Annotated in this window: 23 protein-coding genes; 13 read left to right on the top strand and 10 right to left on the bottom strand. The window is 63.3% G+C overall.

The genetic code is table 11. From position 1 onward, the window contains the following. The first annotated feature begins 96 nt into the window (after positions 1–96). The 6 genes from ACFPWW_RS24330 (at position 97) to ACFPWW_RS24305 (ending at position 5,823) form a co-directional block, all read left to right on the top strand. The gene (locus ACFPWW_RS24330) at positions 97–1,173 is read left to right on the top strand and encodes an ABC transporter permease (RefSeq protein WP_112565483.1); all 1,077 of its coding nucleotides are present in this window, start codon (positions 97–99) and stop codon (positions 1,171–1,173) included. After that, positions 1,173–1,955: an ATP-binding cassette domain-containing protein gene (locus tag ACFPWW_RS24325; protein WP_112565486.1), complete on the top strand. Its 783-nt coding sequence runs from the start codon at positions 1,173–1,175 to the stop codon at positions 1,953–1,955. The genes ACFPWW_RS24330 and ACFPWW_RS24325 overlap by 1 nt, the downstream gene beginning before the upstream one ends. Then, positions 1,952–2,584, top strand: coding sequence for a nucleoside triphosphate hydrolase (locus ACFPWW_RS24320; protein ID WP_112565489.1), 633 nt, complete (start codon positions 1,952–1,954; stop codon positions 2,582–2,584). The genes ACFPWW_RS24325 and ACFPWW_RS24320 overlap by 4 nt, the downstream gene beginning before the upstream one ends. 63 nt (positions 2,585–2,647) lie before the next feature. Further along, positions 2,648–3,688, top strand: a complete 1,041-nt coding sequence (pyrC, locus tag ACFPWW_RS24315) for a dihydroorotase (protein ID WP_112565492.1) — start codon at positions 2,648–2,650, stop codon at positions 3,686–3,688. 234 nt (positions 3,689–3,922) lie between these two features. Next, positions 3,923–5,101 carry a sensor domain-containing diguanylate cyclase gene (locus tag ACFPWW_RS24310; RefSeq protein ID WP_112706405.1) on the top strand — a complete coding sequence of 393 codons (1,179 nt, stop codon included), beginning with the start codon at positions 3,923–3,925 and terminating at the stop codon, positions 5,099–5,101. Positions 5,102–5,286: 185 nt separating this feature from the next. Then, positions 5,287–5,823 (top strand): glyoxalase superfamily protein, encoded by a 537-nt coding sequence (locus ACFPWW_RS24305; RefSeq protein ID WP_112565497.1) that lies wholly within the window; start codon positions 5,287–5,289, stop codon positions 5,821–5,823. A gap of 84 nt (positions 5,824–5,907) precedes the next feature. Here the strand turns inward: ACFPWW_RS24305 and ACFPWW_RS24300 are convergent, their stop codons facing one another. Beyond that, on the bottom strand, positions 5,908–6,390 hold the full coding sequence (locus ACFPWW_RS24300; RefSeq protein WP_377313543.1) for a DUF1772 domain-containing protein: 483 nt from the start codon (positions 6,388–6,390) through the stop codon (positions 5,908–5,910). Positions 6,391–6,489: 99 nt separating this feature from the next. On the opposite strand from ACFPWW_RS24300, the gene ACFPWW_RS24295 reads away from it, so the two are divergent. The 3 genes from ACFPWW_RS24295 (at position 6,490) to ACFPWW_RS24285 (ending at position 8,904) form a co-directional block, all read left to right on the top strand. Then, positions 6,490–7,143, top strand: coding sequence for a TetR/AcrR family transcriptional regulator (locus tag ACFPWW_RS24295; protein ID WP_112754220.1), 654 nt, complete (start codon positions 6,490–6,492; stop codon positions 7,141–7,143). 76 nt (positions 7,144–7,219) lie between these two features. Continuing rightward, complete coding sequence (locus tag ACFPWW_RS24290) at positions 7,220–7,915, top strand: orotate phosphoribosyltransferase (RefSeq protein ID WP_112753887.1); 696 nt, start codon at positions 7,220–7,222, stop codon at positions 7,913–7,915. Between the two features lie 62 nt (positions 7,916–7,977). Then, on the top strand, positions 7,978–8,904 hold the full coding sequence (locus ACFPWW_RS24285) for a carbohydrate kinase family protein (protein WP_377313541.1): 927 nt from the start codon (positions 7,978–7,980) through the stop codon (positions 8,902–8,904). 3 nt (positions 8,905–8,907) lie between these two features. Here ACFPWW_RS24285 and ACFPWW_RS24280 read toward each other — a convergent pair whose 3' ends face one another. The 3 genes from ACFPWW_RS24280 to ACFPWW_RS24270 form a co-directional block, all read right to left on the bottom strand. Further along, positions 8,908–9,711: an alpha/beta fold hydrolase gene (locus tag ACFPWW_RS24280; protein WP_377313539.1), complete on the bottom strand. Its 804-nt coding sequence runs from the start codon at positions 9,709–9,711 to the stop codon at positions 8,908–8,910. Between the two features lie 118 nt (positions 9,712–9,829). Continuing rightward, positions 9,830–11,455: a glucose-6-phosphate isomerase gene (gene pgi / locus ACFPWW_RS24275; protein WP_377313537.1), complete on the bottom strand. Its 1,626-nt coding sequence runs from the start codon at positions 11,453–11,455 to the stop codon at positions 9,830–9,832. Positions 11,456–11,595: 140 nt separating this feature from the next. Next, positions 11,596–13,296 carry a long-chain fatty acid--CoA ligase gene (locus ACFPWW_RS24270; RefSeq protein ID WP_377313535.1) on the bottom strand — a complete coding sequence of 567 codons (1,701 nt, stop codon included), beginning with the start codon at positions 13,294–13,296 and terminating at the stop codon, positions 11,596–11,598. 250 nt (positions 13,297–13,546) lie between these two features. On the opposite strand from ACFPWW_RS24270, the gene ACFPWW_RS24265 reads away from it, so the two are divergent. From ACFPWW_RS24265 to ACFPWW_RS24255, 3 genes are all read left to right on the top strand, one after another. Continuing rightward, complete coding sequence (locus tag ACFPWW_RS24265; protein WP_377313533.1) at positions 13,547–13,939, top strand: PRC-barrel domain-containing protein; 393 nt, start codon at positions 13,547–13,549, stop codon at positions 13,937–13,939. A gap of 166 nt (positions 13,940–14,105) precedes the next feature. After that, positions 14,106–14,357, top strand: coding sequence for a ribbon-helix-helix domain-containing protein (locus ACFPWW_RS24260; protein WP_377313531.1), 252 nt, complete (start codon positions 14,106–14,108; stop codon positions 14,355–14,357). 2 nt (positions 14,358–14,359) lie between these two features. Then, a complete protein-coding gene (locus ACFPWW_RS24255; protein WP_377313529.1) occupies positions 14,360–14,725 on the top strand; it encodes a type II toxin-antitoxin system RelE/ParE family toxin in 366 nt (121 codons plus the stop codon). A gap of 49 nt (positions 14,726–14,774) precedes the next feature. On the opposite strand, the gene ACFPWW_RS24250 is transcribed toward ACFPWW_RS24255, so the two are convergent. The 6 genes from ACFPWW_RS24250 to ACFPWW_RS24225 are packed head-to-tail and all read right to left on the bottom strand — an operon-like array spanning position 14,775 to position 21,523. After that, complete coding sequence (locus ACFPWW_RS24250; protein WP_377313527.1) at positions 14,775–17,249, bottom strand: glycoside hydrolase family 2 protein; 2,475 nt, start codon at positions 17,247–17,249, stop codon at positions 14,775–14,777. 15 nt (positions 17,250–17,264) lie between these two features. Then, positions 17,265–17,660 (bottom strand): VOC family protein, encoded by a 396-nt coding sequence (locus ACFPWW_RS24245; protein WP_377313525.1) that lies wholly within the window; start codon positions 17,658–17,660, stop codon positions 17,265–17,267. A 44-nt stretch (positions 17,661–17,704) separates the two neighbouring features. After that, positions 17,705–18,454 carry an ABC transporter permease gene (locus ACFPWW_RS24240; RefSeq protein WP_113500333.1) on the bottom strand — a complete coding sequence of 250 codons (750 nt, stop codon included), beginning with the start codon at positions 18,452–18,454 and terminating at the stop codon, positions 17,705–17,707. After that, a complete protein-coding gene (locus ACFPWW_RS24235; protein WP_377313523.1) occupies positions 18,451–19,395 on the bottom strand; it encodes an ABC transporter ATP-binding protein in 945 nt (314 codons plus the stop codon). The genes ACFPWW_RS24240 and ACFPWW_RS24235 overlap by 4 nt, the downstream gene beginning before the upstream one ends. Then, positions 19,392–20,558 carry an ABC transporter permease gene (locus tag ACFPWW_RS24230; protein WP_377313521.1) on the bottom strand — a complete coding sequence of 389 codons (1,167 nt, stop codon included), beginning with the start codon at positions 20,556–20,558 and terminating at the stop codon, positions 19,392–19,394. Before ACFPWW_RS24230 ends, ACFPWW_RS24235 begins: the two co-directional genes overlap by 4 nt. Before the next feature lie 56 nt (positions 20,559–20,614). Then, on the bottom strand, positions 20,615–21,523 hold the full coding sequence (locus ACFPWW_RS24225) for an ABC transporter substrate-binding protein (RefSeq protein ID WP_377313519.1): 909 nt from the start codon (positions 21,521–21,523) through the stop codon (positions 20,615–20,617). Between the two features lie 434 nt (positions 21,524–21,957). Here ACFPWW_RS24225 and ACFPWW_RS24220 point away from each other — a divergent pair, with 434 nt between their 5' ends. Further along, the gene (locus tag ACFPWW_RS24220) at positions 21,958–23,172 is read left to right on the top strand and encodes a LysR family transcriptional regulator (RefSeq protein ID WP_112705868.1); all 1,215 of its coding nucleotides are present in this window, start codon (positions 21,958–21,960) and stop codon (positions 23,170–23,172) included. Positions 23,173–23,178: the final 6 nt, after the last annotated feature.

The raw sequence follows: 23,178 nt of genomic DNA, 5'->3' as shown, positions 1-23,178 counted from the left end.
TCTTTGACACTGCGCCCGATTGGGTGCAGCTTAATCCTGTCCGCCCGCGAAGAAGGCGGGCACCCATCGGGAGTGGGGATACGCGGAGGAGTTTCCATGAGCGAGCCAACAGCCGCACCGCATCAAGAATTCGAAAAGGTCCTCAAGGACAGTTCCACGGAAGTCGCTTCGTTCGATACGGATGAAAAGAGTGTCGTCCAGCGCTTCCGGCATTTCCTGCATTCGAGCCCCTCGGCCGTATCGCTGATCGTGCTCCTGCTTTCGCTCATCATCTTCGGCGTGCTGCTCGGGACCAAATTTTTCTCTGCCTTCTCGCTGACGCTCATTCTGCAGCAGGTGGCGATTACCGGCATCGTCGGCGCCGCCCAGACGCTGGTCATCATGACGGCCGGTATCGACCTTTCGGTCGGCGCCATCATGGTCCTGTCGTCGGTCGTCATGGGCCAGTTCGTCTTCCGTTACGGCTTTCCGGCGGAGCTTGCCATCCTTTGCGGCTTCGCCGTCGGCGCGCTCTGCGGCTATATCAACGGCTGGCTGATCGCCCGCATGAAGCTGCCGCCCTTCATCGTCACGCTCGGCATGTGGCAGATCGTTCTGGCAACCAATTTCCTCTATTCGGCCAACGAGACGATCCGTGCCCAGGACATCGAGACGACGGCGCCGCTGCTGCAGTTCTTCGGCAATACGTTCCGCATCGGCGGCGCGGTCTTCACCTACGGCGTCATCGCCATGGTGCTGCTGGTCGCGCTGCTCTGGTACGTGCTGAACCACACCGCCTGGGGTCGCCATCTCTATGCGGTCGGCGACGATCCGGACGCTGCCGAGCTTTCGGGCGTCAACGTCAAGCGCATGCTGAAGTCGGTCTATGTGCTTTCCGGCCTCATCTGCGCTCTGGCAGGCTGGGCGCTGATCGGCCGCATCGGTTCGGTCTCTCCGACCGCCGGCCAGTTCGCCAATATCGAATCCATCACCGCGGTGGTGATCGGCGGCATATCGCTGTTCGGCGGCCGCGGCTCCATCCTCGGCATGATGTTCGGCGCGCTCATCGTCGGTGTCTTCTCGCTCGGGCTTCGCCTGCTCGGCACGGACGTGCAGTGGACCTATCTCTTGATCGGCGTCCTCATCATCGCCGCCGTCGCAATCGACCAGTGGATCAGAAAGGCAGCAGGCTGATGGCTACCGAACCTCTTCTCATGGCGCGTGGTATCGTCAAGCGTTACGGCCGCGTCACCGCCCTCGATCACGCCGATTTCGACCTCTATCCCGGCGAGATCCTGGCCGTCATCGGCGATAACGGCGCCGGCAAGTCCTCGCTGATCAAGGCGATCTCGGGCGCCATCCGGCCGGACGAAGGCGAGATCAGGCTGGAAGGCCAGCCGGTCCACTTCCACTCGCCGATGGAGGCCCGCAAGGCCGGCATCGAAACGGTCTACCAGAACCTCGCCCTGTCGCCGGCGCTCTCGATCGCCGACAACATGTTCCTCGGCCGCGAGATCCGCAAACAGGGCTTCATGGGCAAGTTCTTCCGCAAGCTCGACCATGGCGCCATGGAAAAGATCGCCCGCCAGAAGCTCTCGGACCTCGGCCTGATGACCATCCAGAACATCAACCAGGCGGTGGAAACGCTGTCCGGCGGCCAGCGCCAGGGCGTGGCCGTCGCGCGTGCGGCGGCGTTCGGTTCCAAGGTCATCATCCTCGACGAGCCGACGGCGGCCCTTGGCGTCAAGGAAAGCCGCCGCGTGCTCGAACTCATCCTCGACGTGCGTGCCCGCGGCATTCCGATCGTGCTGATCTCGCACAATATGCCGCATGTTTTCGAAGTGGCCGACCGCATCCACATTCACCGCCTTGGGCGCCGCTTGACGGTCATCAATCCCAAGGAATACACCATGTCCGATGCGGTCGCCTTCATGACCGGTGCCAAGGCGGCCCCTGCGGAGCCCGTTGCTGCATGAATGCAAGGATAGACGATATTGTCGGCGAGGTCCTGAACCGCGCCGGCAACTCCAGCCGCTTCCTGATCGCGATCGCCGGCCCGCCCGGCGCCGGCAAGTCCACCATGGCCGAAAACGTCGCCAATGCCCTGAAGGCGCAGGGAGAGAGCGCCGCCGTGCTGCCCATGGACGGTTTCCATATGGACAACGCGATCCTCATCGAACGCGGGTTGCTCGCCCGCAAGGGCATTCCGGAAACCTTCGACGTGCGCGGCTTTCTCGATATCGTCAGGGCCGTGCGACCGGCCGATCAGGAAGTGCTCGTCCCCGTCTTCGACCGCTCGCGCGAGCTGGCCATCGCGTCTGCCCGGCCGATCGATCCCAACGACCGCTTCATCATCATCGAAGGCAACTATCTGCTGTTCACCCAGGGCAAATGGGCCGAACTCGACGGCATCTTCGATTACACGATCATGCTCGCCCCGCCGATGGAGGTGCTGGAAGAGCGCCTCTGGGACCGCTGGCGCGGCTACAAGCTCACCGAGGAAGAGGCGAGCGCCAAGGTCTACGGCAACGACCTGCCGAACGGCCGCCTGATCCTCGAAAACCGCCGCCCCGCCGACATGACCTTGGAAATCGCGCTCGCCTGAACAGTTGTTTCCGGGCGGCTCTTGGTGCTATCGAGGCGCAACCGCATCGCTTCGGAGGCCCCCATGCAATCGATCACCATCCGCCGTCCCGACGACTGGCATCTGCATCTGCGCGACGGCGCCATGCTGGAAGGCGTGATCGGCGATACGAGCCGCACCTTCGCGCGCGCCATCATCATGCCGAACCTCGTGCCGCCGGTCGTCACGACGGCGGACGCAGCCGCCTATCGCGACCGCATCCTGAAGGCGCTGCCGTCGGGCCACCGCTTCCAGCCGCTGATGACGCTCTATCTCACCGAGCATACGAGCGCCGACGATGTGGAAGAGGGCAGCAGGAGCGGCCTCATCACCGCCGTAAAACTCTATCCGGCCGGCGCCACCACCAATTCCCACGGCGGCGTGCGCGACATGGAAAAGGCCATGCCGGTGCTGGAGCGCATGGCAAGGATCGGCCTGCCGCTCTGCGTTCACGGCGAGGTGACGACGCCCGATGTCGATATTTTCGACCGCGAGGCCGTCTTCATCGAAACCGTGCTCGATCCCTTGCGCAGGCGCCTGCCGGAGCTGAAGGTGACGATGGAACATGTCACGACGGCTGACGGCATCGACTATATCAGGTCGGCCAAGTCCAATCTCGCCGGCTCCATCACCACCCATCACCTGATCATCAACCGCAACGCCATCCTCGTCGGCGGCATCCGCCCGCATTATTATTGCCTGCCGGTCGCCAAGCGCGAAAACCACCGGCTGGCGCTGCGCGCTGCGGCGACAAGCGGCGATGCCAGGTTCTTCCTCGGCACGGATTCCGCCCCGCATGTCGATCCGCTGAAGGAATGCGCCTGCGGCTGCGCCGGCATTTATACTTCGATCAATACGATGAGCTGCCTTGCCCATGTCTTCGAGCAGGACGGCGCGCTCGACAGGCTGGAAGCCTTCGCCTCCCTGAACGGCCCGGCCTGGTACGGGCTGCAGCCGAACGAGGAGCGCATCACGCTGGACCGGCAGGACGCACCTGTCGTTTTCCCCGCCAGAATCGAAACCGGCGCCGGCCCGGTCACGGTCTTCGATCCCATGTTCCCGCTGCATTGGCAGGTCAGGGACTAAGGCATGTCGCGCAAAACTGCCGAGCGGTTTTGCGATGAGGACATGCCTGATCGGGAAGAGACGTTGCGGATTTGAAGATTATACTGCTTCTAGTTGCTGCCCGGATGTCGGTTTTGTAACGTCCGGGTGCGCAATCGATGATTTTTTAACGGAATGCGTAAGACATTCGTCAGCACTGACAAGATAGATTTCAGAACGTTGCCGGCGCGGCAGAAGCCGCGGAGATTTTGAAGCATGATGCTTGATTACAATTCCCTGCTGCTGGCGCTCGGCGTTTCAGCGACATGCCTTACCTTAACGGCCCTGGGGAGCTGGCTCGCCCGGCGGGCCGAGACATTTCTTCTCACCTGCACGGTCGGCCTCGTTCTCGTCGTCAGCGGCATCTTCACCTATGTCTTCTATGTCGAACAGCCGGGGCGCCTGCTCGGCGCGGCCAATTTCGTGCTGCTGCATGGCGGTTTTGCCACCATCTGGGGCGCGGGCTACCAGTTCCGCACCAACCGCCTGCCGCTCTGGGGCATCGTCATCCGCGCACTTCTCGCCATGGCCTCGGCCGTCCCGTCGATGATCGTCGGGCTGGATGGCCTCGCCTTCATGGCCGATAACCTCGCCATCGCCTTCCTGCTCTTTGCCACCGCACGGCAATATTGGCTCGGCCGGGCAGAGGCGCCGGCGCCCCTGACCGGCATCACCGCGCTCTACACGCTGACGGCGATTTCCTTCGTGCTCTGCGCCGCCGTACTGATCTCCGACGGCAAGCTGGTGCTGGGTGCCGCGCCCAAGAACTGGGCGGAGGATCTGAGCCTTGCCATGTGCATTGCCGGCATGACCGGTATCGGCGCCCTGTCGCTGGCGCTGCATCAGTGGCGGCTTGCCGCGCGCCATCGCATCGATGCCATCACCGATCCGCTGACCGGGCTTCTCAACCGCCGTGCCCTGTTCGATCGGCACGGCACCCGCGCCATGGGCGCCTCCACCGCCGTCATCGTCTTCGACATCGACCATTTCAAGTCCGTCAACGACCGCTACGGCCACGCCGCCGGCGACCATGTCCTGAAGGTCTTCGCCGGCGAACTCTCGGCCAATTGCCGCAACGGCGATACCGCCGCCCGCCTCGGCGGCGAGGAATTCGCGCTGGTGCTGAAGGAAATCATGCCGGGCCGCGCCGAACTTGCTGCCGAGCGCATCCGCAAGGCCTTCGAGGATCGCGACATCTATATCGAGGACGAGGTGCTGAAATGCACCGTCAGCGTCGGCGTCGCCCCCGGCCGCTCCAAGCCGCTCGATTTCGATGCCATGCTGAACGAGGCCGACAAGGCGCTCTATGTCGCCAAACGCGGCGGCCGCAACCGCGTCGAGCTCGCCAGCCACCTTCACTCCGTGCCGGCGGGCGTCGTGCGCTCGGCCTCTTGATCCCCCTGCCGAGCTTTCGTAAGCTGGTATCCGGCCGGATGCGGCCAGCCGCCCCGCGATGCGCAAGCATGATGGTGAATGCATCCAAATCCAGTTTCACATCCTTGCTTCTGGCAATCGATGGCGAACGGGTCAGCAGACGCGGGCACTGATCTTCCTGTTTGCCGCCAACGGAAGGATGAACCATGCGCGATTTTCGCGATGCCAAGCTTATGGCAAAAACCCTGCGGCAGGCGCTTGCCGACCGCGATATTTCCCTGACCCACAGCCAGACCCTGGAGATCGTCGCCCGGCAATTCGGCCTGGAACAGTGGAATATTCTCTCGGCCAAGCTGGATGAGGCCGAAGGCGCAAGCTCCGCAATCGGCATAGAACCGCCGGTACCGATCTTCCGCATCTTCTCGGTCGAGAAAGCGATGGAATTCTACTGCGGCTTCCTCGGCTTCACGCTCGATTGGGAACATCGGTTCGGCGAGAATTTCCCGCTTTATTGCCAGGTCTCCCGCGACAGGATGCAGCTGCATCTCAGCGAACATTCCGGCGACGCCAGCCCCGGCGCCCGCGCCTTCGTGCGGGTGAAGGATGTCAGGGCCTATCAGGCCGAACTCGCCGCGAAGGACTACCGCTACATGAAGCCGGGCGTCGAAGAGGCGCCCTGGGGCCTCGAAATGGGCGTGATCGACCCGTTCAACAACCGCATCACCTTCTGCCAGCAGGGCTGAAGCGATTCCCGCAAAAGTCCGACGCGGTTTTGCGTCCGGAATTGCGTGAAAAAGCGACGGGCGGAGGCATTCCCTCCGCCCTTTTTAAACCAGCATCAGCGCCCGCACGAATGCGACCGAGGCCAGCAGCGAGGCGATCGTGCGCACATGGTTCCACCATGTCCAGTCCCGCAGATAGGACGTCCAGAGCTGGACCGCCTCCGGCCCGTTGCCGCCCGCTTTCGCCAGCGCATCGTTCATCGGCACGTTGAAGACGATGGTGGAGAGGAAGGAGGCGACGAGATAGAGCGCCGCCCCGGCCAGCATCGTCGCGGAGGCGCCGCCGCGCCAGTTCATGAAAGCCAGCACGGATATCGCCATGCAGAGGATCGCCACCGGCACGAAGAGCAGCATGAAGGGCGAGCGCACGATGGTGATGTTGATGGAATTCATCGCCGCAATGCCCTGTTCGGCCGGGATGCGCGAAAAGGCGGTCATGATGAAGGTGGAGAAGGCAAAGAAGATGCCGGCGACAAGGCCGCTGCCGATGGCCGCGGCAACGAGGCATATGACGAGAACGAACTGCATGTCGAAACTCCTCCTCGAGAAAACAAGAGAAATTCTCTCATTTGCAAAATGAGATAAACTCTCTTATTTTCTCTGTCAATGGCGAGGCAGGGCGGGACGATGGCGCAAGAGACGGTTGCAAGGCACAGGCGCCGGCAGGTGGCGGCCGGCCAGCCGCGCCGCATTCCCAGCCAGCAGCGCGGCCGCGAGCGCTTCGAAAAAATTCTGTCGGTCGCCGCCGATCTCATCGAAAGGAACGGCAGCGATGCGCTGAAGATGAGCGAGATCGTTGAAAAGGCGGAACTTTCCTTCGGTGCCCTCTACCAGTATTTCCCGGACAAGGCCTCCATCATCCGCACCCTCGCCGAACGTTTCAACGAGCAGGGCCGGCAATGCGTGGCCGACGAGCTGGCCAAGGTGACGGACGAAGACAGCCTGCGCACGGCTCTCGGCGCCATTGCCGACGAATATTACGCCTTCTTCCGCCGCGAGCCCGTCATGCGCGATATCTGGCACGCGACCCATACGGACAAGCTGCTGCAGCAGGTCGATGCCGAAGACATGGAATTCCATGCCCAGGCGCTGTTTTCGGTGCTAAGAAAGCTCTGGCCGGATCGCGGCGAGGCCGCGCTTCTGGCGATTGCCCGGCTGACGATGCAGCTTCTGGCGGCCGCCGTCCGTTATGCGGTTTCGCTGGATGAGGAGGAGGGCGCCCGCGCAATCGCGCTCTTCCGCAGGATGCAGCTTGCCGATATCGGCCGCCTGCTCGGCTGACGGCACTCTTCAGTCTGGAAACCGGCCGCTCTAGCTGCTATTGCCGCTGGAACGTCAGCCGAAGGAGAGAGCCCGCATGATCCAGACCACGTTTCCCGACCGCGCCGTCATGGCAGAGCTGCTGGCAAAGATGCTCTGGGAGATCAAGGCGGTGCATTTCAACGCCGAGAGCCCCTATAAATATGCCTCCGGCATCATGAGCCCGGTCTATATCGACTGCCGCAAGCTGCTCTCCTTCCCGCGCGTGCGCTCCGCGGTGATGGATTTTGCCGCCAGCACCCTGCTGCGCGATGCCGGCTTCGAGCAGTTCGATTGCATCGCCGGCGGCGAGACGGCGGGCATTCCCTTTGCCGCTCTGCTTGCCGATCGTCTCGGCCTGCCGATGATCTATGTCCGCAAGAAGCCGAAGGGCCATGGCCGCAATGCGCAGATCGAAGGCGACATGAAGGAAGGCGCGCGTGTGCTGGTCATCGAGGACCTGACGACGGCCGGCGGCAGCATGTTCACCTTCATCGATGCCATCCGGGCCGCCGGCGGCATCGTCGATCACGGCATGGCGCTGTTCTTCTACGGCATCTTCCCGGAGGCGCATCAGCGCTTTGCCAATGGCAAGCTCCAGTTCCATCATATCGCCACCTGGCGCGAGGTTCTGGCGATCGCCAAGGAGAAGAAGCTGTTCGACGACAAGACGCTGCAGGAAGTCGAGGCTTTCCTCGAAGCGCCGCTCGCCTGGTCGGCGCGAAATGGTGGCGTAAGTGAGCTTTCGCTCTAGCCATTTGACAAAAGCTCGCTTAATCGATTGAAGAACGCGCAAGTCCTGTTGGGAGGAATTCGATGATTTTGTGCTGCGGCGAAGCTCTGATCGACATGCTGCCGAGGGAGACGACATCAGGCGAAAAGGGCTTCGCGCCCTATGCCGGCGGCGCGATCTTCAACACCGCGATCGCGCTCGGGCGTCTCGGCATCCCGACGGCCTTCTTCACCGGCGTTGCCGATGACATGATGGGCGAGATCCTGCTCGATACGCTGAAGGCGAGCAATGTCGATTACAGCCCCTGCGCCATCACGCAGCGCCCCTCGACGATCGCCTTCGTCAAGCTGGTCAACGGTCAGGCGACCTATGCTTTCTACGACGAAGGCACCGCCGGCCGCATGATCACCACCGATGACCTTCCCGTCCTTGGCGACGATTGCGAGGCCCTGCATTTCGGCGCCATCAGCCTGATCCCGAGCCCCTGCGGCGAAACCTACGAAGCCCTGCTCGACCGCGAAGCCGCAAGGCGCGTCATCTCGCTCGACCCGAACATCCGCCCCGGCTTCATCAAGGACAAGGCCCGGCATATGGCCCGCATCGAGCGCATGGCCGCCAAGTCCGACATCGTGAAATTCTCCGACGAGGATCTCGAATGGTTCGGCCTGGAGGGCGATCATGACGCGCTGGCCGCCCACTGGCTGAAACACGGCGCCAAGCTCGTCGTCATCACCAAGGGTGCGCAAGGTGCGACCGGCTATACCAGCGCCCGCAAGGTCACGGTCCCGAGCGAGCGCGTCACCGTCGTCGATACGGTCGGCGCCGGCGACACATTCGACGCCGGCGTGCTGGCCTCGCTGAAGATGGACAATCTGCTGACCAAAGCCCAGGTCGCCAATCTCGACGAACAGGCGCTGCGCAACGCGCTCGCGCTCGGCGCCAAGGCGGCCGCCGTCACCGTCTCCCGTGCCGGCGCCAATCCGCCCTGGGCGAAAGAGATCGGCCTCTGAGCCCTATTCGATCCGCTTGAGAAAGGCCCGGACCGCGCGGTTGAAGAGGTCCGGTTGCTGCAGCGGCGCGAAATGGCTGACACCCGGCAGGGACACGAATTCCGCCTCCGGGATCGTCCTTGCCAGATAATCGGCATGGTCGGGCAAGATGAATTCGTCATGCTCGCCAAGCGCGATGGTGACAGGCACCTTGATGCCGGCCAGCTGTTCGGCCGTATAATTCGGTTCCGTCGCCATCATCTTCGAAACGTCGGTGACGAAGGCCTCGAACTGGTCAGGCGTCGCCGACAGCGCCTGATAATCCTTCCTGTGGCGGCTGAAGCAGCGGTCGATGACCGGCGTCGCCTTGAATTCCCGGGTGCCGCTTGGGTCCATGTTGCAGGCGAAGAAGAACACGCCGCAGACGCGCTCCGGCTGCTGGTCGGCAAGCACCAGCGACGTGCAGGCGCCGTCGCTCCAGCCGACCAGGGCCGCTTCCCCGATCCCGGCATGATCCATCACGGCCTGCACGTCGGAAGCCATGAGGTGATAGCTGTAGGGGCGGGCGTCACGCGTGCTGCGCCCGTGCCCGCGGCTGTCGATGACAACGACCCGGTGGCCGGCCTCGACGAGGTCGGGAACCTGATAGCCCCAGTTGCCGCTATTGCCGAGCCCGCCATGCAGCAGGATGACGGCAGGACCGCCGCCATAGCTCGCATACCAGATGCGCGCGCCTTCGTTCTCGACGAAGCCCTGCTCGTCTGGGGCCGGCAGGGGCAGCGCCCCCTCGGCTTCGAATGTCACCAGTTCGTCATCCTTGGCAGTCATCGGCTCCTCCGCTGTCACTCTCTCTGTAGACGACGACATGCGCTGCGATTCGACAGGGTCGAACAAAAAAGCCCACCCGCAGGACGGATGGGCTTCGACAGCGGCGTGACCGCCGGAATTACCTGGCGAGTTTCGCCAGCGCCGCGACCAGCCCTTGCGTCGAGGAATCGTGGCCGGCAGCGCTTTCCTTGCCTTCGACGACCGGCAGCAGGCCGGTTGCCAGTTCCTTGCCGAGTTCCACGCCCCACTGGTCGAACGAATTGATGCGGAAGAGCACGCCTTCGACGAAGACGCGGTGCTCGTAAAGCGCGATCAGGCGGCCGAGCGCATAGGGCGTCAGCTTGTCGTAGACGAAGGTGATCGACGGGCGGTTGCCGGTGAAGACGCGGTGCGGGGCGATGAAATCGGCCTGCTTGTCGTCCATGCCCTTGTCGGTCAGCTGCTTCTTGGCTTCGGCGAAGGTGCGGCCCTTCATCAGCGCTTCCGACTGGGCGAGAACGTTGGACATCAAGAGCTGGTGCTGATGACGCAGCTCCGGCTCGAAACCGTTGGCGGCGATCATGAATTCGGCCGGGATGATGCTCGTGCCCTGGTGGATCAGCTGGTAGAAGGCGTGCTGGCCGTTGGTGCCGGGTTCGCCCCAGGCAACCGGGCCGGAATTGCCCTCGACCGGCGTGCCGTCGATCGTCACGCCCTTGCCGTTCGATTCCATGTCGAGCTGCTGCAGGTAGGCCGGGAAGCGCGACAGGCGCTGGTCATAGGGCAGGATGGCGCGCGTCGGGTAACCCAGCACATTGCGGTGGTAGAAGCCGATCAGGCCGAGCAGCATCGGCAGGTTTTCGGTGATCGGCGCCTTGCGGAAATGGTTGTCGACGGCATGGGCGCCATCGAGGAACTTGCCGAAATTCTCCGGTCCGACGGCGATCATCAGCGGCAGGCCGATCGCCGACCAGATCGAGTAGCGGCCGCCGACCCAGTCCCAGAAGCCGAAGACGCGTTCGCTTTCGATGCCGAAGGCGGCAACCTTGTCGAGCGCCGTCGAAACGGCGGCGAAGTGGTGCTGGACGGCCGCTTCGCCCAGCGCGCCGGCAATGAACTTGCGCGCCGTCTGCGCGTTGGTCATCGTCTCGACGGTAGTAAAGGTCTTGGAGGCGACGATGAAGAGCGTCGTTTCCGGCTTTACCAGCTTCAGGATATCGGCGATGTGGGCGCCGTCGATATTGGAGACGAAATGGGCGCGCGGGCCGTCATGCAAAGGTGCCAGCGCCAGTGTCGCCATGACCGGGCCGAGATCCGAGCCGCCGATGCCGATATTGATGACATCGGTGATCGTCTTGCCGGTGGCGCCCTTCAGCGCGCCCGAGCGCACACCGTCGGCAAACTTGCCCATGGCGGCGAGAACGGCGTTCACGTCAGGCATCACGTCCTTGCCGTCGACCAGCACAGGCGTGTTGGAACGGTTGCGCAGCGCCGTGTGCAGCACGGCGCGGTTTTCGGTAAAATTGATCGCCTTGCCGGCGAACATCTCCTCGCGCTTCTTTTCGACGCCGCCTTCTTCGGCAAGCTTCACCAGAAGCTTCAGGATTTCGTCGTTCACGGCCGTCTTGGAATAATCCATCAAAAGGTCGTCAAGCGATACGGAAAAGCGCGAGAAGCGCTGCGGATCGGCTGCGAAGGCGGCACGCAGATCGGTGGCCTTGGTGGCAGCCGCGGTGCTCTTCAGTTGTTCGACGATGGCATTCATGGAAGGCTCCTTTGGAGGCGCAGAGGGTTGCGGAAACTATTCTCTTTCCGGCAGTCAAATCAAGTTCAGCCCCCTGTCCAGATATGAAAAAAGCCACCCGCGACAAGCGGATGGCCCTCAATTTCACGAGACCGTCAAATTCAGCCGCGCAGATCCTTGCGCAGGATCTTGCCGACGGGGGTCTTCGGCAGTTCGGTGCGGAATTCGATGAAGCGCGGCCGTTTGTAATTGGTAAGATTGGCCGCGCAATGGGCCTTCACGTCGGCTTCGGTCAGGGCCGGGTCCTTGCGCACGACGAAGAGCTTCACCGCCTCGCCGGAATGCCCGTCCGGCACGCCGATCGCTGCCGCTTCGAGAATGCCGGGATGCATGGCGGCCACTTCCTCGATCTCGTTCGGATAGACGTTGAAGCCGGAAACGAGGATCATGTCCTTCTTGCGGTCGACGATCTTGGTGTAGCCGCGCTCGTCCATGAAGCCCATGTCGCCGCTGCGGAAATAACCGTCCGATGTCATCGCCTGCGCCGTCTCCGCCGGCTTGTTCCAGTAGCCGGCCATGACCTGCGGGCCGCGGATGCAGATTTCGCCGATCTCGCCCAGCGGCAGCGAATTGCCGGCCTCGTCGCGGATGTCGAGTTCCGTCGAGGGAAGGGGAAGGCCGATCGAGCCGGTGAATTCGGGCGAATCGAAACGGTTGGCGGTGGCAACGGGCGATGTCTCCGACAGCCCGTAGCCTTCGGTAATGTGCGAGCCCGTCACCTTCAGCCAGCGCTCGGCCACCGGCCTCTGCACGGCCATGCCGCCGCCGAGCGACATGACCAGCGAGGAGAAATCGGTCTTGGCGAAATCGGCATTGTTGAGCAGCGCGTTGAACAGCGTGTTGAGGCCGGGGAAAATATGGATATCGGACTTCTGGAATTCCTTCACCAGTCCCGGAATGTCGCGCGGGTTGGCGATCAGCACGTTATGGGCGCCGAGCGACATGCCCATCAGCGAATTCACCGTCAGCGCGAAAATGTGGTAGAGCGGCAGCGCGCAGAGGAAGTTCAGGACCTCGGGCTGCTTCCTCTTGTCGAAGCAGGATTTCAGCCAGAGCTGCAGCTGCATCTTGTTGGCAAGCAGGTTCTGGTGCGTCAGCACCGCGCCCTTGGCGACCCCCGTCGTGCCGCCCGTATATTGCAGGAAGGCGATGTCGCTGCCGGCAAGCGGCACCGGCGCAAGCACGTTGCCCGCCCCTTCGGCCAGCACCTGCCGGAAGCTCCTGTGCTGCGGGATCGACCAGGAGGGAACGAGCTTCTTCACCCGCCGGACGATGAAATTGACGAGATGCCCCTTGAGCCCGAGCATTTCCCCGAGAGAGGTGACGACGACATGGCGCAGGTCCGTCCTGTTGATGACCTGCTCGACCGTGCGTGCGAAATTTTCCAGGACGAAGATCGCCTTGGCGCCGGAATCGTTGATCTGGTGCTCAAGCTCGCGCGGCGTATAGAGCGGGTTGACGTTCACCACCACGAGCCCGGCGCGCAGGATGCCGTAGACCGCGACCGGGTTCTGCAGCACGTTCGGCATCATCACGGCGACACGGTCGCCCTTCTGCAACCCGAGGCTCTGCAGCCAGGCGGCGACCTTGCGGGTCTGGCTTTCGAGCTCGCGGTAGGTCATGGATTTGCCCATGCTGGAAAAGGCTTTCCGCTCGGCAAAGCGCGCGCAGTTCTTTTCGAGAAGTTCCGGCAGCGACGCATATTCCAGTGGGGGAATTTCGGCCGGAACGACGTCCGGATAGGTGGCAAGCCATGGTTTTTCCGATGTCGCACCGCCAGGGTGGACGGAAATGCTGTTCATATTCTCTCTCCCATTCGGCCGCCGCGCCGGGTCGCACCGGCATCGATCGGAAGATTCCTCCATCCCCCGTCAGGGCAACTTATGCCATTGCTTGATCGGTTCAAGCGGATTGAGGCTACAATAACCTTGACGTAAACGTCAATATCGCCGCCGCCGCGTGAAGCCGGCAGGAAGAAGGGAACTTTGAAGCATAGGGCACGTTGTCTTCACGTGGATGAACCCACGAGGAAACAATAAAAGGAGGTGCACAATGCTCGATCAGGATACTGACGCCACCCGCCGTGACCCGAATGTGAAGGATACGCCGACGCTGATCGCCAGCGACCGCGTTGAAGGCACCCGCGTCTACGGCGCTGATGGCAAGCATATCGGCTCCATCGAACGCCTCATCCTCGGCAAGCAGGACGGCCGCGTCGCTTATGCGGTCCTGAGCTTCGGCGGCTTCCTCGGCATCGGCCACGACCACTATCCGCTGCCTTGGGCAACGCTGCATTACGATACCCAGCTGGACGGCTACCGCATCGATCTCACCAGAGAGCAGATCGAGGGCGCGCCGAGCTACGCGGATGACGACGACACCTGGTACAACGACAATGGCCGCCGGGTCCATGACTATTACGGCGTGCCGCCCTACTGGATGTAACGTCCTCCGCTAGGATGAGCCGGAAGAGGCCCCGCGAGAGCGGGGCCTTTCAGGTTGAGCCGACGAGGTCGTTGGCGCAGCGCCCGGCCGCCACCTGCCGCGTGATGAATATTGACAATATGTGCCACCCAACCCACAGTATGAGACGAACGAAGGGTATATGCCAATGGCATCCGGCAGCATTCACGTGAAGGTCAGCGGGCAACTCCAGGACCATGTTCAACAGCAGATCGGAGACGACGGGCTGTATGAAAACGCCAGCGAGTATATTCGCGCCCTGATCCGCAACGACTTGCAGACGCGGGATGAGGCATGGGAGTCCCTGCAAAAGGAGCTTGGCCCCGCCATGCGTGCCGATGACAGCGAATTTGTCGCCGTGTCGGCCGAGGACGTTATTCGCCGCAACAAACGCCGCTGAGCATGGTGGGCTATCGGTTCTATCCGCGCGCCGACGCAGCGCAGGATAAGATATGGCAGGATACCAGCAGCGCATGGAGTGAGGCGCAGGCTGACACCTACATTCTTGGCCTCCATGCTCACCTGGAGCGGCTTTGCGGCAATCGCCTCCTCTGGCGGCGTTTGCCGCAGAGGCTTGCTGCTCCGCCGGATATCAGGCGCGAAGCCTATTTCAGCCGTTACGAACGCCATTACATCTTCTTTCGCGAGTTGGATGACGGCGATCTTGGTATCATGAGCATTCTTCACGAGCGCATGGATTTGCCGGTGCGGTTGAAGCAGGACCTGGCCGCGCTGATGGCCAGGCAGGAAAGGGCCGACGAGACCTGAAGGGGCGCATATCTGAATTCCGCCAGAGGCCCCGCCCGAGCGGGGCCTTTCAGTTTGTGCCGACGAGATCGTTGGCGCAGCGCAGCACCGTTCCAACCACGATATCCTCGACCGAAAGCTGCTTCTCCGTCGTCACGCGGAAAACATGGCTTTCGCCCGGCAGCAGCGTCACCAGCATGGAATCCACCGCCGCCGCAGGGTCCAGCCGGTCCGCCATCAGGCAGAGATCCTTGAGGAAACTCTTTGCGCTGACGGTCACGTCATAGCCGCCGGCCGATTTCGCCAGCGAAATGTCGAGCGACGGGGCGGGAAGCTTCAGCTCGATATCCTCGACGAAATAGTGAAAGGCGCGCTTGTCGAGCATCTGCACGACGACGACCTCTTCATTCGCCACGCCGGCCGTCGCGATATCCTCCGGCAGCGGGAATTCCTTCGCCTCGAACCGGTCGCAGAGCAGCCGCCAGAATTCGAATTCCGAAAGCACCGTGCCGTCGAGCCGCATCCGCCTGCCGCTGATCTTCGAGCGCCAGAACAGCGTCTGCTCGTTGACCGCCACCGCCGCAAGCCCGTCGCCGCGCGGCTGGATCGTCAGCAGGCGCGGGTGGAAGGCCTGCTGCATCGCATACCAGAGCGGCTTGCGCCGGCCGGCGGAATCGAGCGCGGCCCAGGAGGTAACAGGCCAGCAATCGTTGAACTGCCAGACGACGGCGCCCTTGCAGATGGCGCGATGCGAGCGCATGTGCTCGACGGCGAAGCGGATGGCGCGGGCCTGGTTGAGCTGGGTGGCGAAATGCCAGTCGTCCATCGTCCGCGGCACGGGCAGGTGGCCGGCAAGCCCCTTGATCAGCTTGTCGTTGCCCTGCGTCGCCTTCTGGTGATGGAAGACGCCGCGCGATTCCGGCGTCAGCGGTTCGTCATGCACGCTTTCCTGCAGCGTCGCCCATGCCGGCGGCGCCTGCCAGCCGAATTCGGAGCAGAAGCGCGGGATATAGTTGCGGTAGACCTTATAGCCGACCTCGTTCCACACGTCCCAGATATGTTTGCAGCCGTGCCGGTCGTCGTTCGGCTCGATCTGCATCGAGCCGGAATAGGGGCTGCCGGGATAATAGGGCCGGTCGGGATCGAGCTCGGCGCAGAGCTTCGGCAGCACATCGAGATAATAGCCGAGCCCCCAGCTGACGCCCGCCTTGATGATCGGCCGCCAGCCCCATTCGTCGAAGCCCCAGATATTCTCGTTATTGCCGTTCCAGATGATGAGCGACGGGTGCGGCATCAGCCTGATGACATTGTCGCGCACCTCGGCGACGATCTCGCTGCGCAGCGGCTCCTCTTCCGGATAGGCGGCGCAGGCAAAGAGGAAATCCTGCCAGACGAGCATGCCGGCCCGGTCGCAGGTCTGGTAGAATTCGTCGCGCTCGAAAATGCCGCCGCCCCAGACGCGCAGCAGGTTGATATTGGCAGCCTTCGCCTCGTCGATCCGCGCCGCATAACGCTCCTCCGTCACCCGCGAGGGGAAGCAGTCGTCCGGGATCCAGTTGGCGCCGCAGGCGAAGATCGGCACGTCGTTGATGACGAAGGTGAAGGCCGAGCCATGCTCGTCCGGCGAAGTATCGAGCCGCAGCGAGCGGAAGCCGATCTCTCTCGCATAGCGGTCGAGAACATCGCCGCTCTCGTCCTCCAGCCGGATCTCCAGCGGATAAAGCGGCTGGGCGCCGAGATGATGCGGCCACCAGAGCTGCGGCGAGGGCACGCGGACCTCGAACGAAACCTCCTGTGCATCCGCGTCGACCGTGACCGTGCGCGTCACGCCGCCGATCTCGGCCGTGATTCTTGTCGGCACGGCCTCACCGTGTCTTGCCAGCCGCGCCCGCACCCTGACGAGCCCGTCGCCGCCGGCAAGTGTCGCCGAAACACGGGTCTCGGCCAGCCGCGCCCGGTCCCAGCTTTCCAGCCGCACCGGCTTCCACAGCCCCGCCGTCACCAGCGTCGGACCCCAGTCCCAGCCGAAATTGCAGGCCATCTTGCGCATCAGGTTGCCCGGCCCCGGATAGTTGTTGGGCCGGTAGCCATAGTGTTTTTCCATCTCCGCACCGTAGGCATAGGCCGAGTGGAAGGTGACGCTGAGCTCGTTTGCGCCTGCCCGCAGCAGCGCCGAGACATCGAAGCGATAAGTGCGGTGCATGTTGAAGCTGCGGCCGATCTCCTCGCCGTTCAGGCGGATCGTGGCGACCGTGTCGATCCCGTCGAAGACCAGTTCCTGCATTTTGCCGGCATCGGGGCCAGCATCGGGGAGGGCATCTGGCCCGGCCTCGAAATCCAGCCGGTAGACCCATTCCGTCCTGCCGATCCAGTCATTGGTGATCTCGTTGATATCGAGATAGGGATCGGGGATCAGCCGGTTTGCCAGCAGGTCCAGATGCACGCAGCCGGGCACCGTTGCCGGAATGGAAGCCGGCAGGTTGTCTCTTCCTGTATCGTTACAGGCAAGCGTCCAGCCGTTGTGAAGGTCTCTCCTCCCAATCATCTCAGCCTCTTGTGTTTATTGGAAACGACCGTGGCGCTGCAGCACTTCGATCTTGTAACCGTCGGGATCGGTGATGAAGAAGAACAGCCCGAAGAGTTTGCCGTCGCGGTTGAGTTCCACGAGCTTGCCGGGGTTGAGGCCGAGATCGGTCAGCCTCTTGTGCTCGACATGCACTTCCTGAACGGAAACGGCCAGATGCCCGTAGGCGTCGCCGAGATTGTAGGGCTCGATCCGGCCCTTGTTGACCGTCAGTTCCAGCTCGAAACCGCTCTCCTCGTTGCTCATGTAGATCAGCGTGAAGGTCTCGAAATCCACCCGGTCGGCAACCTTGAGCCCGAACACCTTGCCGTAGAAATCGACCGAGCGCGCCTCGTCCAGCACGCGGATCATGGAATGGATCATCTTGGCCAAGGCGGTCTCCCGTTGTTTCTCCCGCTGCCTTGGTAGCCGCCCTCTCAAGCCGGACGCAAGCCCATTCTGCGCGTGATCGCGCCTTCGAGCATGCCGACGACATCGTAGATCAGCACCGCCATCAGGCCGACGATCAGCCCGCCCTGCAGGATGAAGGCGGTATTGTCGGAAATCAGGCCGGCAATGATGACCTCGCCGAGACCCTTTGCCGCAACCGTGGAGCCGATCGTCGCCGTGCCGATATTGATGACGGTCGCCACCTTCAGCCCTTCGAGGATCAGCGGCAATGCCAGCGGCAGTTCCACCTGGAAGAGGCGTTGCCTGCCGTTCATGCCCATGCCGTCGGCCGCGTCCAGCACCTGCGGCGATACCTGTTTCAGGCCCGCGACCGTATTTTCGAAGATCGGCAGCAGCCCGTAGAGGAAGAGCGCGATCAGCGTCGGTGCGGCGCCGAAGCCGGTGGCGGGAACGGCAAGCGCCAGCACCGCGACCGGCGGAAAGGTCTGCCCGGCATTGGCAATGGCGCGCGACAGCGGCAGGAAGTCCGCCCCGCTCGGCCGGGTGACGAAGATGCCGCCGAGCACGGCAAGCACCGCGCTGCCGACGATCGAGACGAAGACCAGTTCCAGATGGCCGAGCGCCAGCGACGCCAGGCTGTTCTGCGTATAGACCGGCGGGGCGTTGTTGTTGGTCAGAGGCACCAGCATGAAGGAGAGCCACTCGGTCCTGAAGATCAGGACGAGCAGCGCCGTGAGCGCCAGCGCGCGAAACAGGTTGGCGAGCAGAAACTTCATGCCTTGCGGCCCAGTTCGATCAGCCGCTCCATCGAGATCGAGCCGACCGGTGCCTTGTCGGCATCCTGCACCGCCGCCTCATTGACGCCCTGCCAGATCATTTCGGCAAGCGCGTCGCGCAGGCTGAGCGACTGCGCCAGCGCATAGGGCAGGCCCGGCTTGGCGGGCTGCATACTGTCCTTCAGCGGCGTCAGCGACATCAGTTTCAGCGCCCGGTCGGATGTGCCGGTCAATTGCTGCACGAAGGGATCGGCCGGCTCCGTCAGGATTTTTTCCGGCGTCGAGCACTGCAACAGCTTGCCGCCGCTCATCACCGCGATCTGGTTGCCGAGATGGAAGGCCTCGTCCATGTCGTGCGTGACGAGGATGACGGTGGTGCCGAACTGTTTCTGGATCGCCAGGAGGTCGTCCTGCGCCTTGCCGCGGATGACGGGATCGAGCGCGCCGAAAGGCTCGTCCATCAAAAGCAGTTCCGGTTCGGCCGCCAGCGCCCGGGCGACGCCGACGCGCTGCTGCTGGCCGCCAGAAAGCTGGTGCGGATATTTCTCCGCGAAAGTCGCCGGGTCGAGGTTGAAGAGGCCGAGCAGTTCCCTCACGCGTCTGTCGGTCCGGGCTGCGTCCCAGCCGAGCAGCTGCGGCACCGTGGCGATATTCTGCGCCACCGTGCGGTGCGGAAAGAGGCCGTGGCCCTGGATGGCGTAGCCGATCTTGCGGCGAAGCTCCGTCGCCGGCACGTCCATGATGTCCTGCCCGTTGACGAAGATCTGCCCCTCGGTGATCGGCACCAGCCGGTTGATCATCCGCATCAGCGTCGATTTGCCCGAACCCGACGTGCCGACGATGACGGTGATCGAGCCCTTCTCGACGCGCATCGAGACATTGTCGACGACGGTGGCCGGGCCGTAGCGCTTGGTGACGTTCCTGATCTCGATCATGCTCATGCGGCTGGTCCCTGGATGCTTTCGATGACCGCATCGAGGATGACGGCCGAGGAGAAGGCGAAGAAAACGGTCGGCACGGCGCCGAGAAGCACGAGGTCCATGGCCGTCTGGCCGAGCCCCTGGAAGATGAAGATGCCGAAGCCGCCGCCGCCGATCAGCGCGGCGATCGTCACCATGCCGATCGCCTGCACCAGCACGATGCGGATGCCGGTGAGGATGACCGGGAAGGCGAGCGGCAGGTCGATGCCGGTCAGCACCTGCCGGCGCGTCAGCCCCATGCCGGCCGCCGCATCGCGCACCGAAGGATCGACGCCCTCAAGCCCGACGACCGTGTTGGCGACGATCGGCAGCAGCGAATAGAGCACGAGCGCAATCAGCGCCGGCGCCGTGCCGATGCCGCGAATGCCGATATCGGCCGCCAGCGGCACGTTCGCGGCGAGATAGCCGAGCGGCAGCATCAATATGCCGAAGAGCGCCAGACTCGGAATGGTCTGGATCAGGCTCAGCGTCTGCAGCACGATGGCGCGCAGCTTCGGCACCCAGAAACAGAGGATGCCGAGCGGCAGGCCGAGAACGATGGCGATGGCAAGCGAGCCGAAGGCCAGCAGCAGGTGCGACGCCGCCTCGGTCCAGAACTGCGCCGAGCGGGTGGAAAATTCCCGCAGGATCGACAGGCTGTCGAGCAGGCCGGAGGAAAGGCAGAGGCCGAGCAGGCCCGTATAGGCCGCGAGCACGCCAACCCGCATCCACGGCGTCAGCCGGATCTTCACCAGCGCGTCCGAAATGATGAGGCCGATGACGCCGAACAGAACCCAGAAACTGCCGCCGGGCGTCATGCGCGCCACGGTGCTGCCGGCAGGTGTCGCGGCGGTCGCCGTGAGCCCGATGGCCGCAATCAGCGCGGCAAGGCTGAGCGTGCCGAGCGCGAGCCGGACGAGGGCGCTGCGCAGGAAGAGCGTCGCCAGCGCCGTGACGGCCAGAAGAACCAGCAGGACGAGAACGGAAGGCTGCGGAAGAAGCTGCGTCAGCAGCATCGGCTTGCCGGCGGCGATACGGTTTGCCTTGACATAGATGAAGGGCAGAAGCGCCGTTGCCGCAATCCCGCCTGCCACCAGTACCACGCCGAGCCGGTCCAGCCTGCGGACCGCTAAGGTTTCTTCCATCGATCCAACCCTGTGGGAGAAAGCCCCGCCCGTGAAGCGGGCGGGGGATCAGGTCCTTACTTCAGGAAGCCCTTTTCCTTGAGATAGGCTTCGGCAACCGATTTCGCCGGCTCGCCGTCCACCTGGATCTTGGCGTTGAGCTTGCGCAGCTCGTCGGCCGTCAGGCTCTGGAAGATCGGCGCCAGGATTTCCTGGATCTTCGGGTTTGCCTGCAGCACCGCCTCGCGGATGATCGGCGTCGGCGCATAGACCTGCTGCACGCTCTTGTCGTCTTCGAGAACCGTCAGTTCGGCCGCTTCGATGGCGCCGTCCGTGCCGTAGACCATGGCGGTGTTGACGCCGTTGGTCTGGTCGGCCGCAGCCTTGATCGTGGCCGCCGTATCGCCGCCCGACAGCACGACTTCCTGATCCGGCTTCAGCGTGAAGCCGTAGGTCGTCTGGAAGGCGGGCAGGGCGCCGGCGGAATTGACGAATTCGGCCGAGGCCGCAAGCTTGGCGGCACCGCCGCCCGAAACCCACTTGCCGAAATCGGACATGGTTTTCAGCTTGTTCGGGCCGGCAACGTCGTTGCGCACCGCAAGCGCCCAGGTGTTGTTGGCGGGCGAGGGCGTCAGCCAGACGATCTTGTTGGCGTCATAGTCCAGCTTCTTGGCCATCTCGTAGCCCTGGTCGAGGTTCTTCCAGGCGGCGTCGTCGGCCTTGTTGAAGAAGAAGCCGGCATTGCCGGTATATTCCGGATAGATGTCGATTTCGCCTGCGGTGATCGCCTTGCGCACGACGGGTGTGGCGCCGAGCGCGATCCGGTCCTGCGTCTTGATGCCGTTGGCTTCGAGCGCGAGCGCGATGACATTGCCGAGCAGCGTGCCTTCGGTATCGATCTTCGACGAAACGACGACGTCCGCGGCGTGCGCGGCGCCGGCCGCAAAGACGGCAAGCGAGGCGGCAAGTGCGAGTTTCTTAAGCATGATTATCCCCTTGGTTGAACACCGATAAACGTCGCGAAAGCCCCGGACGCGAAGCCTGCGCGCATGAAAACATGGCCGGCAGGTCGGCGTCGGGCCATCATGCCGGAAATACGTGCGTCATGGAAATAGTGTGCGTACCCGAAAATTCGATGCCCGAAAATCGAAGCAGCCCCCTCCAGTATTCGCTGTCGCGGCGCGATTATGGCTGTGGATGCAGACCGTTGCGCGGAATTGCATTCCCTTTTCCAAGGCCGGCGCGATTTGTTTTTGTCCCCTTGCGTGTTTCCACGGTGTTCCGGTTGCTTATTCTCGGTTCTTTCGCCGTCCGGATTTCTTGGGTGACCGGACGATAGCCTGCACCCGCGCGGACAGGGATATCTTTTTTCGCGAACACGTCATATCCTGCGCCTTTTCAATCCTTTCCGGAGAAAGACTTGCATCTCGGCGCCCTCTTCATCGCAAGCCATGTCCTCTCTTCAGGCTCCATGCGCCAGACGGCGCGCCGCTTCGACATCTCCGTCTCGACCGTATCGGCGGCAATCGACAACCTGGAGACGGAGCTTGCCCTGAAACTCGTCGAGCGCTCCTCCGGCGAACTGGTCGTCCTGCTGGCCGGCGGCAGGGTGGAGGAGGGGCTGGCGCCGATCCTGGCTGCGACGCAGCAGCTCGCCAGCAGGCTTGGCTATCATGAAGCGGAGGCTTACGGACGATGGGCCGCGCGCATCCCCGTCAAGCTGGTGACGATGGAGCGCTATCTGGAAGTCGCCGACCAGGGCAGCATCAACAGGGCGGCCCGCCGCCTGCGCCTCGGTCAGCCGCAGCTTTCGCTGCAGATCGCCAATCTTGAGAAATTCCTGCGCCACCGCCTCTTCGAGCGCCAGGCGCAGGGCTCGGCGCTGACGGAGGAGGGCCGCTTCGCCTACACGGTCTTTTCGACCATCAGCCTTGCCTGGAACGAGCTGAAATCCGCCGCCGACGAGCGCTACCAGCGCACCGCGCGCTCGCTGCGCATCGGCGCCATCATCCCGACAGGCTCGGAAAGCTGGGTGGCGCGCTGCCTCGGCAGCCTTGTCGCCGAATGGAATACCGGCCGCAACAAGAACGCCTTGTCGCTGGTCTCCATGACCGCCGACGACCTGCGCGAGGCGCTGAAATCTGGCCGCATCGACGTCGCCATCCTCGATTCCGTCTTCGGCCTGGAAAGCTTCCGCCACCGCGAATTGCTGCGCACCGATATGGTGGCGATCGCCCCGCCCGGCAGCACGGAGGAGACCGCCGCCGATCTGATCGCCGGCCATCCGATCTGCACGCCGAGCCCGCGCACCGGCATCGGCCATGCCGCCATGGCCTTCGGTTACGACCGCACCCTGCACCGCCGCTTCCGCGACCGGGACATTACCGCGGCGGATTCGCTGCCCGTCATCGTCGATCTTGTCGCCAATCACGGTTACGTCTCCTTCCTCGGCCGCGTCAGCGCCATGCCGCTCGCCGACCGGGTGCGCATCGTCGAACTCACGGAACCGATGCCCATGTCCTACCACGTCGCCTTCAACCATCGGAAAGCCGCCGCTGACGCTTGCGACCTGCTGATCGCGACCGTTGCGAAAATAGTCCCGGCCCCTGTCGCGCAAAGCTCCGCCTTCGCTTAAACAGGC

It is taken from the genome of Rhizobium sp. GCM10022189, assembly GCF_042656325.1.
In the GTDB taxonomy this organism is placed as follows: Bacteria; Pseudomonadota; Alphaproteobacteria; order Rhizobiales; family Rhizobiaceae; genus Rhizobium.
Note: the sequence above shows the minus strand (reverse complement) of the source record. Positions and strands in the feature narration are given on the sequence as shown.

Coding starts and splice junctions, on each gene's coding strand:
- ACFPWW_RS24225 (WP_377313519.1), bottom strand. CDS start 21,523: ATGCTTAAGAAACTCGCACTTGCCGCCTCGCTTGCCGTCTTTGCGGCC.
- ACFPWW_RS24250 (WP_377313527.1), bottom strand. CDS start 17,249: ATGATTGGGAGGAGAGACCTTCACAACGGCTGGACGCTTGCCTGTAAC.
- ACFPWW_RS24265 (WP_377313533.1), top strand. CDS start 13,547: ATGCTCGATCAGGATACTGACGCCACCCGCCGTGACCCGAATGTGAAG.
- ACFPWW_RS24280 (WP_377313539.1), bottom strand. CDS start 9,711: ATGACTGCCAAGGATGACGAACTGGTGACATTCGAAGCCGAGGGGGCG.
- ACFPWW_RS24300 (WP_377313543.1), bottom strand. CDS start 6,390: ATGCAGTTCGTTCTCGTCATATGCCTCGTTGCCGCGGCCATCGGCAGC.
- ACFPWW_RS24235 (WP_377313523.1), bottom strand. CDS start 19,395: ATGAGCATGATCGAGATCAGGAACGTCACCAAGCGCTACGGCCCGGCC.
- pyrC (WP_112565492.1), top strand. CDS start 2,648: ATGCAATCGATCACCATCCGCCGTCCCGACGACTGGCATCTGCATCTG.
- ACFPWW_RS24325 (WP_112565486.1), top strand. CDS start 1,173: ATGGCTACCGAACCTCTTCTCATGGCGCGTGGTATCGTCAAGCGTTAC.
- ACFPWW_RS24270 (WP_377313535.1), bottom strand. CDS start 13,296: ATGAACAGCATTTCCGTCCACCCTGGCGGTGCGACATCGGAAAAACCA.
- ACFPWW_RS24240 (WP_113500333.1), bottom strand. CDS start 18,454: ATGAAGTTTCTGCTCGCCAACCTGTTTCGCGCGCTGGCGCTCACGGCG.
- ACFPWW_RS24320 (WP_112565489.1), top strand. CDS start 1,952: ATGAATGCAAGGATAGACGATATTGTCGGCGAGGTCCTGAACCGCGCC.
- ACFPWW_RS24290 (WP_112753887.1), top strand. CDS start 7,220: ATGATCCAGACCACGTTTCCCGACCGCGCCGTCATGGCAGAGCTGCTG.
- pgi (WP_377313537.1), bottom strand. CDS start 11,455: ATGAATGCCATCGTCGAACAACTGAAGAGCACCGCGGCTGCCACCAAG.
- ACFPWW_RS24295 (WP_112754220.1), top strand. CDS start 6,490: ATGGCGCAAGAGACGGTTGCAAGGCACAGGCGCCGGCAGGTGGCGGCC.
- ACFPWW_RS24260 (WP_377313531.1), top strand. CDS start 14,106: ATGGCATCCGGCAGCATTCACGTGAAGGTCAGCGGGCAACTCCAGGAC.
- ACFPWW_RS24255 (WP_377313529.1), top strand. CDS start 14,360: ATGGTGGGCTATCGGTTCTATCCGCGCGCCGACGCAGCGCAGGATAAG.
- ACFPWW_RS24330 (WP_112565483.1), top strand. CDS start 97: ATGAGCGAGCCAACAGCCGCACCGCATCAAGAATTCGAAAAGGTCCTC.
- ACFPWW_RS24305 (WP_112565497.1), top strand. CDS start 5,287: ATGCGCGATTTTCGCGATGCCAAGCTTATGGCAAAAACCCTGCGGCAG.
- ACFPWW_RS24285 (WP_377313541.1), top strand. CDS start 7,978: ATGATTTTGTGCTGCGGCGAAGCTCTGATCGACATGCTGCCGAGGGAG.
- ACFPWW_RS24230 (WP_377313521.1), bottom strand. CDS start 20,558: ATGGAAGAAACCTTAGCGGTCCGCAGGCTGGACCGGCTCGGCGTGGTA.
- ACFPWW_RS24310 (WP_112706405.1), top strand. CDS start 3,923: ATGATGCTTGATTACAATTCCCTGCTGCTGGCGCTCGGCGTTTCAGCG.